The sequence below is a fragment of the Alphaproteobacteria bacterium LSUCC0719 genome, from assembly GCA_040839025.1.
GTDB lineage: Bacteria > Pseudomonadota > Alphaproteobacteria > Puniceispirillales > Puniceispirillaceae > UBA8309.
The window spans coordinates 547,138-560,151 of the sequence record JBFPJN010000001.1 but is presented as its reverse complement, the minus strand read 5'-3'; the positions used below and the strand labels follow the sequence as shown (position 1 = coordinate 560,151).

Below are 13,014 nucleotides of genomic sequence, written 5' to 3'. Positions count from 1 at the left end.
CAGAGTGTCCGCGGTCATCATGATGAAGACTGATTGTCGAATTTGCGAAGGATGCAGTCCTGTCCGGCACGTTTCAGAGCCGAGCAGAGGTTGTCGGCGTCAACCCGCTGAAGCGGCTCGGTAATCACCCGCCAGAAGATACCGTTCTCGCCGGCATCGACCTTCATCGTACCAAGTTCAACCCCGCTCAGACGGGACTGATGCTTTCCCCCAAGCATAGCTGCCTGTTCGCGCGCTGTGGCGGCGTTCCGAAAGGCGGCAAGCTGCACCAGATAAAGCGGCTCGTCACCTTCCACGGCTGGGCCTTTTGGCCGTTTGGATTCGGCGGGCTTGGATTTTGGCATGGATTGCAGCGAGGCCGTGTCTGAGGAGGCGCTGTCCGTTTCAGAACCCTGGGCTCCCGCAATCTGTGTTTCCGTTTGATCAGCGTCGCCAGGCCTGTCTGCCGGCCCTGTTTCGCCCTCTGTTTTGCCGTCTGTTTTGCCTGCTGCACCGGCATCACTGTCACCGGTTTCAGACGGGGTTGCGGTCTGGTCGGTAGCCGAGGCAATCTTTGCCAGATCGACAGGACCATCCGATGTATTGGCATCAGGTGTCTGGACTTTCGGGGCCTGACCATCGGCCGGCACGACAGGTGCAGGTTCAGGCGCCATGACAATTGTTTCATCTGCGGCTTTGGGAAGTGGCGGCATTTCCGGCACATCGGCAGGAGGTTGCAGAATTTCAACATCCTCCTGTTTTTCGACCATGCCGCCAAGCATGCCCATTACCGTACTGTCCGTATGCGGGATTTTTGCACCACCTGGTGATACCGGTTTTTCCCTGAACGGCCCGGGTTCTGCCTTGATCAACACAACATCGGACGCCGGTGTCACGAGCATTGGTTGAAGAATGATCGCGGCAGCCCCGATACCCCCGATAGCAAGCACACCGAAAAGCAGCGTTTTCAGCCAGATACCGCCGCTTTTTCCAGCCGGGTTACGTGCCATTCGCCTTACATTTCCTCTCGTGCGTCGATCGCCAGAACACCAAGGCCCGATCTAATCACCAAAGCCGTTGCCTTGACAAGGCGGAGGCGTGCCGCGGTCAGCTCTGGCGCATCGTCACGGATGAACCGCAGGTCAGGGTTCTCACGTCCGGCGGTCCACAGGGCATGGAAGGCCGCAGCCAGATCCATCAGATAGAAGGCAACACGATGCGGTTCATGCGCGCGCGCCGCAGACACCACCAGCTTCGGCCAACCTGCCAAGTGGCGGATCACCGCCATTTCAGCAGGGTCGGTCAAACGCTCGAGCGCTGCACTGTCTGGCATCACGTCCCCGGTCTGCCGCAACACCGAACTGGCGCGCGCATGCGCATACTGAACATAGAATACGGGATTGTCGCGTGATTGCTCGGTAACCCGTGCGTAGTCGAAATCCAGTGTCTGTTCGCTGCGGCGGGTCAACATGATGAACCGGATCACATCAGCGCCAACGGCATCAATGACATCCCGAACCGTCACGAAGTTTCCGGCACGTTTCGACATTTTCACCGGCTTGCCGTCAGCCATCAGATTGACCAGCTGGCACAGCTGAATGTCAAGCTGACCCTTGTGACCTGACAGCGCTTCAACAGCCGCCATCATGCGTTTCACATAGCCGCCGTGGTCAACGCCGAAAATATTGATCAGCGGACCACCGGTGCGGTCGAGCTTGTCCATGTGATAGGCAACATCCGACGCGAAATAGGTCCAGCTGCCGTCGGATTTCTGAAGCGGCCTGTCAGTATCGTCACCAAATGCCGAAGCACGGAACAGCAGCTGTTCACGTGGCTCCCAGTCTTCCGGTTCCTTGCCCTTCGGGGGTTCAAGAATGCCCCGGTAGACATGGTCGGCCGCCTCCAGCCTGTTGATTGCCGTCTGCACGGCACCATTGTCGACCAACGCACGCTCCGACGAGAACCGGTCCATGTTGATGCCAAGCGCCAGCAGGTCTTCACGAATGCCGGCCATGATGGCGTCGATGGTGAAACTGCGGACAGGTTCAAGCCATTCCTGTTCGTCCTGATCGAGGAAGCTGTCGCCAAATTCCGCTGCCAGGGCCGTGCCTACATCAATCAGATAGGCACCGGGATACAGTCCCTTCGGAATTTCGCCGATGTCGCGTCCCTTCGCTTCGCAATACCGTAGATAGGCGGACCGTGCCAGCACGTCGACCTGCGCGCCGGCATCGTTGATGTAATATTCACGGGTTACCTTCCAGCCGCAGAAATCAAGCAGACTTGCCATCGCGTCGCCAAGAACGGCGCCACGGGCATGTGCCGCGTGAAGCGGACCTGTCGGATTGGCCGACACATATTCAACATTGACCGGCATGCCGCCGCCACTGTCATTGCGACCATAATCGACACCTGCCGCTATGATGGCGTCGATCTCCTGTGCCCAGAGACGCGGTTCCACGCGCAGGTTCAGAAACCCGGGACCCGCGATCTCAACATCCGTGACACCGTCGATGTCGGCCAAAGCCGGTGTCAGCAACCCGGCAAGGTCACGCGGTTTCATCCCCGCCTGCTTGGCAAGAACCATGGCAGCATTGCAGGCGAGATCGCCATGTGACACATCACGGGGCAGTTCAAAGACAACACGGCTCGTATCCAGGCCGGCCGGTAACTTTCCGGACGCCTGAAACGACCCGACAATAGTCTCGAATTCAGCCTCGAATAGGGTGAAAATATTCATGCTTATCTCAGGATAGGGCCAGGTTCGAAAAGACGTTCATGCTCAAGAATTGCATAGCGATCGGTCATGGACGCGATGTAGTCGGCGATGATTCGGGCGCGAACATCCTCCGGCATCGCGTCAATCCCGATCCCCCCGCGGGATTGCCATTCATCGGGCAGTGTGTTGGTCTCGGACATAAACAAATTGAACAAATCTGTCACCACCCGTTTCGCCTTGCTGGTCATACGGTTGACCTTGTAATGACGCCACATGTTGGTGAACAGGAAGCCACGAATGGTTTCAAGATCCGCCGCCATCCGGGAACTGAAGGCAATCACGGGATGTCCGGCCTGACGAATATCGTCGGCGCTGGCGGCTGGCAACGCTGTAATATTCTGTAAAGACTGCCCCAGAAGATCCTGTACAAAAACAGAAATCAGTCGTCTGACAAGCTCATGAGTAAGGCGGGACAAGGGCAGCGAGCCATATCTTGCATCAATGTCGGTCAGAATTGCGTCGACCTGTGGCAAATCACGAATGGCATCTATGTCAAACAGCCCGGCACGCAGGGCGTCATCGAAATCATGCGACAGATAGGCGATGTCATCTGCGAGATTGGCCAGCTGTGCCTCTGCCGAGGGATAATTGCCCAGATCGAGATCGAACCGCGAATCAAGATCGCGGATCGCCGGGCGGATGTCGTCCCGGCCGGCAAGAGGGCCATTATGCTTGACCACGCCCTCCAAGGTTTCCCATGTCAGGTTCAACCCGTCGAACCCCGCATAGCGATGCTCAAGCGCCGTTACCACGCGCACGGTCTGTTCATTATGGTCGAACCCGCCATGCGTCTGCATGGCGCGGCCCAGCGCATCCTCGCCGGCATGGCCAAAGGGGGTATGGCCAAGGTCGTGCGCCAGCGACACGGCCTCCGCCAGATCATCGTTCAGGCGAAGCGCGCGCGCCATCGATCTGGCGATCTGTGCCACTTCGATGGAATGGGTCATACGGGTGCGGAAATAATCGCCCTCGTGATAGACGAAAACCTGCGTTTTATGTTTCAGCTTGCGAAACGCACCGGAATGCAGAATGCGGTCCCGATCACGCTGGAACGGTGTCCGTGCGGCCAGATCGGCGGGTGCGCCCCTGCCCTCGTCCGGTTCAGCGTGAAGCCGTCCACGACTTGCCGGCCCGTGACTGGCATAGGGCGCGAGTTCACGGGTTTCATATCCAGTGGATGTGTTGTCTTGCGACACGGCGGGCCGATCCGGCTATTGGCTGAGGACAGCCGTCAATGTAGGCGCGGAAGGCTGTTTTCTCAATCGGAAAGCGTTTCAAGGCGTGGCATCGCTGCGTCTTGATTTGGGTGTCATGTCACTTCATATTGAAATATGACCGTCACCGGACATCACTGCGGGGAACCCCATGACCACGACAACAGCCACTGCTGAGACACTGCCCGGCTCTTTCGGGTTGAGCGCATCGGCGGCGCAACGGATCCAGAGCATGCTGTCCGGCGAACCCGATGGCAGCTTTTTCCGAGTGGCGGTAAATGGCGGCGGCTGCTCCGGCTTTCAATATGAATTCAGCATCGACACCGCACGGCAGGATGATGATCTGAGCTTTGTCAGCCATGATGTCGAGGTTGTCATTGACGAGATGTCACTGGAACTTGTCGACAATGCAGAGCTGGATTATGTCCAGGATCTCATGGGGTCATATTTTTCGGTCAGCAACCCGAATGCCACAGCATCCTGCGGGTGCGGCACGTCCTTTTCCGTCTGATTCATGCGGATCGCCAGCTGGAACGTGAATTCGGCCAAGGCAAGGCAGGACCATATCCTGTCCTATCTGTCATCAGGCGCGTGCGATGTGCTGCTGATCCAGGAAACCAAGACCCAGGATCAGAATTTCCCGGTTGAGCTGTACCGTGACATTGGCTGGAACGTCGCGTTCCACGGTCAGAAAAGCTATAACGGCGTTGCCATTGCCGCACGCGCGCCCTTGACCGACATCGTCTGCGGCCTGCCGGGTGACGAGGCGGACGAGCAGGCACGCTATATGGAGGCCACGGTCAACGGCGTGCGTGTTGCGACCATCTACCTGCCGAACGGCAACCCGGTTCCCGGACCGAAATTCGACTACAAGATTGCCTGGATGGCGCGCCTGAGGGATCGCGCGGCCACGCTGCTGGAAGACGAAATGCCGGTTGTTCTCGGTGGTGATTTCAACGTCATCCCCCAGGATATCGATTGTTATGACCCTGCGGGATGGGAAGGCGATGCGCTGACCCGCGATGAAAGCCGCGCAGCCTTCTTCCGCATCTGCCATGACGGGTATGTTGACGCGATCCGGGCCTGCCACCCACAGGATGTCATCTACAGCTATTGGGACTATCAGGCAGGAGCCTGGCAAAAGGACAATGGCGTGCGGATTGACCACCTGCTGCTGTCGCCAGAGGCGGTGGACAGGCTGGAAGGATCAGGCGTCGACAAAGGCCCGCGCGGCCTCGAAAAACCGTCGGACCATACCCCTGTCTGGGTTGCGCTTCGCGACTAGCGGTGGCGATTGACCGGTGTGAAGTCGGAAGATACCGGCGAGCGCGGATCATTGACAAACAGATCACCGCCCGGATGCATGCCCGCCCCCTGAACCGCTGATACCGCCGAACAGCGCATCCTGTTCAACAGCCGGGTATTGGCATCGCCAACAGATGGATGCGTGCCGCCATTGGCATCAACAGCCGCCTGCCAAGCCGCGCGGCGTGTTTTCAACACCGACGAATCTTCCAGTTGCGGGCAGTTCAACTCGTTGCTGTTCAGATCGACGATAACCTGGTCGCCATCCTCAAGCAGACCGATTGGCCCGCCAACTGCAGCTTCCTGGCCAACATGACCGATCACCAGACCGACCGACCCACCTGAAAAACGACCATCTGTCATCAGGCCGACAACAATGCCGCGTTCCCGGCACAGCGCGGTAATCCGCGATGTGGAATCCAGCATTTCAGGCATGCCGGGTCCACCGACAGGGCCTTCATAGCGAACCACGATCATGTCACCATCCTGAAAATGATCGGGACTGGTATCGAGCATCTCGAGCAATTTCTGCTCACCGTCGAAAATCCGGGCCGTACCGGCGAAGATATTGTTCTCCAGCCCACCTTCAACACCGGCAAGCTTCAGCACGGCGCTGAATTCCGGTGACAGGTTGCCGCCAAGCACGCGCAGTCCGCCGGTTGGCTTGTAAGGGGTTGCCACGGAATGGATCACATCGCCATCGGGCGCCGGTGGATCAAGTCTGGCAATCTGTTCGGCCAGTGTTTCACCGGTACAGGTCAGCACATCACCGTTCAGCAATCCGGCATCAAGCAGATCCTTGACAAAGACCTGAACCCCACCCTTGGCATCGATATCAACCATCGAGAACCTGCCAAACGGACGGGCATCGACAATCACCGGAACGACATTCTTCGACAGATGATTGAATTCCTCGGCACTCATCACATCCTGCGAGAAATTCCTGTAGCCAGCGGCACGGGCGATTTCCGGCGCATGGAGCATCACATTTGTCGATCCACCAACCGCCATCGCCACAATGATGGCGTTGCGGATTGACTGGCTGGTCACGATGTCGCGTGGTTTGATATCCTTTGCGATCATGTTTTCCAGACAATCGATAAGCTGGTTTGGAAACTCGGTCAGGCGGCGCTCATCCTGCGAGGCGGGCGATACCATATGCAGCGGCTGCATGCCGACAACGCCGATGAATGTTTGCATTGTGTTGTAGGTGAACATGCCACCACAGCTGCCAAACCCGGGGCAGGATTCAAGCGCAATCCGCCGTTTCAGATCCTCGTCCGGGCTGCCGGCAAGCTGGTAGCTGGTGATGATGTCGATCGGCTCGCCAGTCGCGGAATCGGTGCCGGGACGGATTGAACCGTCCGACATGATGATGGCCGGCCTGTTATGCTCAAGAACAGCGGCGAGCGTTCCGACAGGCGGCTTGTCACAGGCGACAACCGCAATCACACCTTCAAGCCCGGAGGCGCTGAGATGTTCGCACAGCGAGTCGTTTGTCACCTCACGCCCGATCAGGGAATAGCGCATTTCCTTTGTGCCGTTGCGAATGCCGTCCGAGGTGGCAATGGTGAATTCCGGCTGCACAAGACGCATCGACATCTTGCCTTCATCTTCACCGATCCGGGCCAGAAGCGCCTGGTGAATGCTGTTCACCTTCGCACTGACCCCAAGATAGCACTGGGAGTCACCCTTGTTGCCGACAACGCCGACAGACGGCTCGTGAATGAGGTCCACAGAGGTGCCAAGTTCACGAGCCACACCGAATGTCTGGCAGTTGCGGCCTGGATTGGTATCGATCAGAACGGTCTTTGAATTTTTCATGTCAGCCCTGGCTGTTTCCAGCTTTCCTGTTCATCCATTTATGTCAGACGGAATGTAAACTTAGGCAGTTTATCCCTATCCCGCAATGTCATCCCGTGGCGATCCCAAAAGGACGATCCCCGAAGACAGAATCACGCAAGCCGTGCCAATGCAGCTTCAAGCGCTCCACGGCGGGTTACTTCCTCGTCAAGTCGACGCCTGTTTTCTGCCACAACATCCTCCGGCGCCTTGGCCATAAAGCCGGGATTGTCCAGCTTGCGTGAAATCTTTGTGATCTCGCCATCCACCCCGGCAATCGCTTTTTCCAGACGCGCACGTTCGGCATCAAGATCCAGAATGTCGGCAAGCGGCAAGCCGATATCAGCGCCATTCACCGTTCCGCGTGCCGTTCCCTTGCCAAAGGTTTCGACCGTTTCCACGCTGCCAAGCCGAGCCAGGCGTAACAGCGCGGCATGGTTGGTTTCGACAGACCGTGCCTGAAGTTCTGAAGCCCCGCGGAGCTGCAGCACTGGCTTTGCTGAAAGCGGCACATTCATTTCAGACCGTATATACCTGATTTCACTGATAAGACTAATCAGGTGTCTGATTTCATCAGGCGCGTCGGTCTCCGCCAGATCAATCACACCAGGCCATGCCTGAGTGATCATCATTTCGCGGCTGGCAAAGATCTTTTCATTCAACTCCTCGGTCAGGTAGGGCATGAACGGGTGTAGCAGCTGCAACGATCCGCGCAGAATGGCGGCAGCTGTGGCACGTGTCTCACGCGCCTCCTCGCCAAGCTGTGGTTTGATCAGCTCAACATACCAGTCGCAATAGGAATGCCAGACAAAGCTGTAGAGCGCGTCGGCGGCTTCATTGAACCGATAGCTTTCGATGGCCGTCGTCACACGTGTGATCGCCTGATTATATTCGGCAACGATCCACCTGTTCACCGGCTCATCAACCGTTGCGAGATCAAAATCGCTACCGCCGCTGGTGCAACCGTTCATCTGCAGGAAGCGGCAGGCATTCCAGATCTTGGTTGCAAAATTGCGATAGCTCTCAAGGCGTGTTGTCGACATCTTGATGTCGCGGCCCTGTGCCGCCATCGCCGCGAGCGTAAAGCGCAGCGGGTCGGCGCCATACTGGTCGATCAGATCCAACGGATCCATGACATTGCCCTTCGACTTGGACATTTTCTGGCCCTTCTCGTCGCGGACCAGGGCATGGATATACACATCACGGAACGGCACTTCGCCCTGCATGGCATACATGCTCATCATCATCATTCTGGCGACCCAGAAAAAGATGATGTCAAATCCCGTGACAAGAACATCCCCCGGATAATAGCGGGCAAGGTCATGCCTGACCCTGTCGGTGTCGTCAGGCCAGCCAAGCGTGGAAAAAGGCCACAGGCCACTGGAAAACCAGGTGTCCAGCACATCTTCGTCACGGCGAAGTTCTACGTCACGGCCGTAATGCGCTCGCGCGGCAACCTGCGCTGCCTCGTCATTCTCTTCGACAAAGATGTGATCATCAGGACCATACCATGCCGGGATGCGGTGCCCCCACCAGAGTTGGCGTGAAATACACCAGGGCTGGATGTTCCGCATCCATTCGAAATAGGTTTTGGACCAGCGTTCGGGAACAAACCTTGTCCGCCCCTCTTCCACCGCCTTGATCGCAGGTTTGGCAAGCTCGGCGGCGTTGACATACCACTGGTCCATCAACCATGGCTCGATAACAACACCTGAACGGTCACCGTGCGGGACAGAGTTCAGAACCTTCTCCTCACGCTCAAGAAGACCCTCCGCCTCCATATCGGCAAGGATCTGGCGGCGTGCCTCATAACGGTCGAGGCCCTGATATTTTTCCGGTATCTCGGGGATGGCTTCCATCTGTGCATGCGCTGTCATCAGATTGATCAGCGGCAGATTATGACGTCTGCCAACCTCGAAATCGTTGAAATCATGCGCCGGCGTGATCTTGACCGCGCCCGAACCCTTTTCCGGATCGGGATATTCATCGGCAATGATCGGAATGGGCCGGTTCGACAGCGGCAGGATAGCCATCCGGCCGACAAGATGCCGGTAGCGGTCATCATCGGGGTGAACCGCAACAGCACCATCACCAAGCATCGTTTCCGGCCTTGTCGTGGCGATGGAGATGAATTCGTCCTCGGTACCCTCAATCCGATATTTCAGGTGCCACATCGAGCTTTCCTGCTCACGCTGCTCGACCTCGAGATCGGAAATGGCGGTCAGCAGCTTTGGATCCCAGTTCACCAGCCGCTTGTCACGATAGATCAGCCCGTCCCGGTGCATCTGAACAAAAATCTTCACCACAGCACGTGACAGGCCTTCATCAAGGGTGAAGCGGTTTCGCTCCCAGTCCGGAGAAGCACCAAGACGCCGCATCTGGCGCTGAATCGTGCCGCCGGATTCGGCTTTCCATTCCCACATCCGCTTGAGAAACGCATCACGCCCCATATCACGGCGATCAATATTCTTTTCGGCGAGTTGACGTTCGACAACCATCTGGGTTGCGATGCCGGCATGATCCTGACCGGGTTGCCACAAGGTGTCGCGCCCCTTCATGCGGTTGAACCTGATCAGCAGATCCTGCAGCGTGAAGGTCAAGGCATGCCCCATATGAAGGCTGCCCGTGACATTTGGCGGAGGCATCATGATGGTATAGGGCGTGGCCTTTGAAGACGGGTCACAGGCAAAGGCACCGCTGGTTTCCCAGCGATCATACCAGCCTTCTTCAATGGCCGTTGGATCGTAAGTCTTGGCGAGTTCGTTATCTGACATGATCGGTTCTGAAACTAATGGGGCGCGGCAATCTATAAACAACCCGCCGGATGATCCGGGACGGACCATATGCGTGAGGCATGATCAATCCTGATCCTGCGGGCCTTTCTGAGCGGTGGTTTTACGCAAATCAGCGCGCTCGCGCAACGCATCTCGTATCTCTGACTGCGAATGCGTCGCAAGCCAAGCGTCAATCTGCGCCCGAACCATCGATTTCAACTCGTCTTCGGGAATGGTAATTCGCCCTTCGGCATCTATCTTGCCCTGCTGCCGGAGCGACTCGGCAAGCAAGGCATGGATTGCCGACTCGGCCTTATCAAGGGAAAAGGATGGTGGGGTGCGGTCGGTGTCGGCCCGCGCTTCGGCCCGGGTTGGACCGGGGCCTGACACCAGATCGGGCGGCGCGCGCAGGATGGCGGCCCGTGGCGGTTGCGTTTCGGCACCCAGCGCCACCTTGTCTGCTTCCTCGGCAAGTCGGGAAATGGTGTCTGTCGGGTCAATGGCCAGCCGCGACGGGCTCCGCCACACAACATCTTCAAGATCGAGAATGCCGACTTCAAGCCCCGTCTCCAGACCGGCCAGACTCTCGCGATTTGCCTCGACAAGGGCACGGATGGCTTTCATTGCCTCTTCAGGGTGATCCGGTTCCCTGTCGTCATTCATATGATCAGGTGCCTTCCTCTGGCCTTGTCATGCAAAACCGCATGTCAGGGTCTTGTCGTCCTGATATCCCAAATGATGCCGTCAACTTCCACGAGCTGCGATGATGCGGGTGCCGTTACCGCGACGGTCTCAATCACCGGTGCCGGCGTCAATATGGGCGCAGCCACAGGCGCCACGGCGACCGGGGCAGCCGGGGCCAAGGCAACCTGAGCCGAGTCAGGGGCTGACGGCGTTGCAGTCGCAGCGGCAGGTATCTGCGCGAGACCCGGACTGACATCGACCGGCACAGACTGGCCACTTGATACGTCGTTGGCTGTCCCTTCCGGCCATTCGATCTCAAGCGGAACCCACCTCTTGAACCGGGGTTCAATGGGTTCCATCCCATCAAGGGGGCCATAGACATCATCCAAGCCAAAGCTGCGCGCCGACAGGGTGCCACTGGCAGCGCGAAGACGGAAACTCGCCATCAGCACTGCATGGTCGGCATTCACCCGCCGCATCTCTGCATCATTGACGTCCTGTTCTGCATCAAGAAGATCGAGCGTCGTTTTCTGACCGAACTGGAATTCATTGTTGATCCCTTCGGCAACAAGTCGCAGCGCCTTCAGCTCCGACTGCACGGCTGCAAGCTGCGCTCTGGCGGTTTCCAGATTGCGGAAGGCATTTCGAACATCAAGGCTGACCTGACGGAAAGTATCGTCACGCCGCAGTCTGGCAGCCTCGAGACTTGCTGCCAGTCCCCGTGATTTGGCGCGGATCGACAGGGTTGGCATCAAGGGCGTTGACAGCTGAAGCTGCGCGGCGAATTCGGTCTTGTCGCTGGCCTTTCCTTCCGCCATCGATTCGGTGGCCTTCAGGGAAAAGGCAACGCTTGGCCTGACGCTGGCAAGCAGGGCGTTGAATTGCTGTTTCGCAATATCAACCGAGAGCCTCGCGACAGTAACCGACGGGTTGTTCTGGCGTGCGGATTCATCCGCCTCGAGAAGGGTCGGCAGAAGGACTCCGGGATCAATGTCACCACTCACCTCGCCAGCTTCGATACCTGTTTGCGTCAGAAAGGCATCCTCTGCATTGCGCATGGCGGTCAGGGCCGCAATCAGCGTTGTCCGTGCCCGTGACAATCTGGATTCGGCCTGTGCCAGCGCCGTCTGGGTTGATGCACCCGCCTCGAGCCGCACGCGGGCGGCGGTAACATGTTCCTCAAGCCGCCCGACATTTGCCCTGTTGAGATCAACTTCCTTGCGGGTTTTCACAACCTCAAGATAGGTGTCGATCGCCTCGATCAGGACCTGTTGCTCCGCAACGCGGTATTTGGCCTCGGCCATGTCGGCCTGGATCTGCCGAAGCTCGGTATTTTCCCTGGTCTGTCCGCCATCATAGAGATTGCGTGACAAGCTCAGCGTGGCGCTGGCGCTCTGTGAGTCGAGAAAACCCGTTTTGCTGGCGTTCGCGGCGTCCTTTTTGGTTTGTGTCCCGGTAACCGTGCCATTTGTGCGCCATTCGGATGTCGACACGGCAACGCCGATATCCTCATGCGCCGCAAGCCAGTCCTGCCGCGAGGACTGCAATGTCAGGCTGTTGCCAAGGGCGGCACGCAGTGCCGTGTCGAGCGATGTAGCCGATACCGGAGAGACCGTTGAAAATAGCAGGAAAATGGCCGGTATAATGGCTCTATGCGAGGCTGATCTGTGCATCTTGTTCCATTTCAAAGTGAACGAATGCCGGCACCCTGCCCCGCCGACAAACTGTTAAAAGACAAATTCGCGCTTTGCGCGGAATTCGTCAAGCAAAGGTACCTGCGCGTCAAACAACGGTTTGCGCGAAAAACCGCTTCCGGCCTTGCGCCACTGGCTGGCAACACCAACCGGGTGACCCGCCGGCCGCCAGACCGCGACAAGCGTGCCGCCAGAAGCGAGTTGTTCAAGCAGCTGGTCCGGTATCGTTTCCACCGCGCCTTCCACGAGAATGCCGTCATATGGCCCTTCCTTGGCGAACCCGTCTGTCAGCCTGCCCTTGATGGCAACGGCATTGTCAATGCCGGTGGCGACAAGTGTTTCCTGCGCTTTTTCAACCAGTTGCGCACGTGTTTCCACGGCAATGACCGAACCCGCAAGCTGTGCCAGAATGGCCGCGCTGTAGCCCGTGCCACAGCCGACCACAAGAATGTTGTTTCCGTCTTCAACTGCGAGCGCCTGTATCATTCGTGCCAGAACCATAGGCTCCATCATGCAGCGGCCGCCCACCACGGGAAGATCCTCGTCGATATAGGCGATAGCCCGCTGATGGCGACCAACAAAATCTTCACGCGGAATTGTCCCAAACGCATCAAGAACCCGGCTGTCGGTAACCTTAGTAGGCCTGATCTGGCAATCCACCATCATTTTGCGCGCCTGCGCGAATTCAGAATCGTCCATGTCCCCCAATCCAATACTGAAAACGGATCATGAACCGGTTATAT

At 57.7% G+C, this 13,014-nt stretch carries 10 protein-coding genes; 2 read left to right on the top strand and 8 right to left on the bottom strand.

The features are described from left to right. Positions 1-17 precede the first annotated feature (17 nt). Genes AB3X55_02640 through AB3X55_02630 form a run of 3 tightly spaced genes read right to left on the bottom strand, consistent with a single transcriptional unit; the run spans position 18 to position 3,954 of the window. Entirely contained in the window at positions 18-989 is a 972-nt protein-coding gene (locus tag AB3X55_02640) for an SPOR domain-containing protein (GenBank protein ID MEX0502475.1), read from the bottom strand. Positions 990-994: 5 nt separating this feature from the next. Next, on the bottom strand, positions 995-2,719 hold the full coding sequence (gene argS, locus AB3X55_02635; protein ID MEX0502474.1) for an arginine--tRNA ligase: 1,725 nt from the start codon (positions 2,717-2,719) through the stop codon (positions 995-997). 2 nt (positions 2,720-2,721) lie between these two features. Beyond that, the gene (locus AB3X55_02630) at positions 2,722-3,954 is read right to left on the bottom strand and encodes a deoxyguanosinetriphosphate triphosphohydrolase (protein ID MEX0502473.1); all 1,233 of its coding nucleotides are present in this window, start codon (positions 3,952-3,954) and stop codon (positions 2,722-2,724) included. 169 nt (positions 3,955-4,123) lie between these two features. On the opposite strand from AB3X55_02630, the gene AB3X55_02625 reads away from it, so the two are divergent. Next, positions 4,124-4,483, top strand: coding sequence for a HesB/IscA family protein (locus AB3X55_02625; protein MEX0502472.1), 360 nt, complete (start codon positions 4,124-4,126; stop codon positions 4,481-4,483). A 3-nt stretch (positions 4,484-4,486) separates the two neighbouring features. Next, the gene (xth, locus tag AB3X55_02620) at positions 4,487-5,257 is read left to right on the top strand and encodes an exodeoxyribonuclease III (protein ID MEX0502471.1); all 771 of its coding nucleotides are present in this window, start codon (positions 4,487-4,489) and stop codon (positions 5,255-5,257) included. On the opposite strand, the gene AB3X55_02615 is transcribed toward xth, so the two are convergent. The 5 genes from AB3X55_02615 to AB3X55_02595 all read right to left on the bottom strand — a co-directional run bounded on the left by AB3X55_02615 (position 5,254) and on the right by AB3X55_02595 (position 12,970). Beyond that, a complete protein-coding gene (locus tag AB3X55_02615) occupies positions 5,254-7,101 on the bottom strand; it encodes a dihydroxy-acid dehydratase (protein ID MEX0502470.1) in 1,848 nt (615 codons plus the stop codon). The two genes, xth and AB3X55_02615, sit on opposite strands and share 4 nt — an antisense overlap. A 131-nt stretch (positions 7,102-7,232) precedes the next feature. Then, positions 7,233-9,893 carry a valine--tRNA ligase gene (locus tag AB3X55_02610; GenBank protein MEX0502469.1) on the bottom strand — a complete coding sequence of 887 codons (2,661 nt, stop codon included), beginning with the start codon at positions 9,891-9,893 and terminating at the stop codon, positions 7,233-7,235. An 84-nt stretch (positions 9,894-9,977) separates the two neighbouring features. Beyond that, the gene (locus AB3X55_02605) at positions 9,978-10,556 is read right to left on the bottom strand and encodes a hypothetical protein (protein ID MEX0502468.1); all 579 of its coding nucleotides are present in this window, start codon (positions 10,554-10,556) and stop codon (positions 9,978-9,980) included. Between the two features lie 44 nt (positions 10,557-10,600). Next, the gene (locus AB3X55_02600) at positions 10,601-12,250 is read right to left on the bottom strand and encodes a TolC family protein (GenBank protein MEX0502467.1); all 1,650 of its coding nucleotides are present in this window, start codon (positions 12,248-12,250) and stop codon (positions 10,601-10,603) included. A 54-nt stretch (positions 12,251-12,304) separates the two neighbouring features. Beyond that, positions 12,305-12,970: a protein-L-isoaspartate O-methyltransferase gene (locus AB3X55_02595; GenBank protein ID MEX0502466.1), complete on the bottom strand. Its 666-nt coding sequence runs from the start codon at positions 12,968-12,970 to the stop codon at positions 12,305-12,307. Between the last annotated feature and the right edge of the window lie 44 nt (positions 12,971-13,014).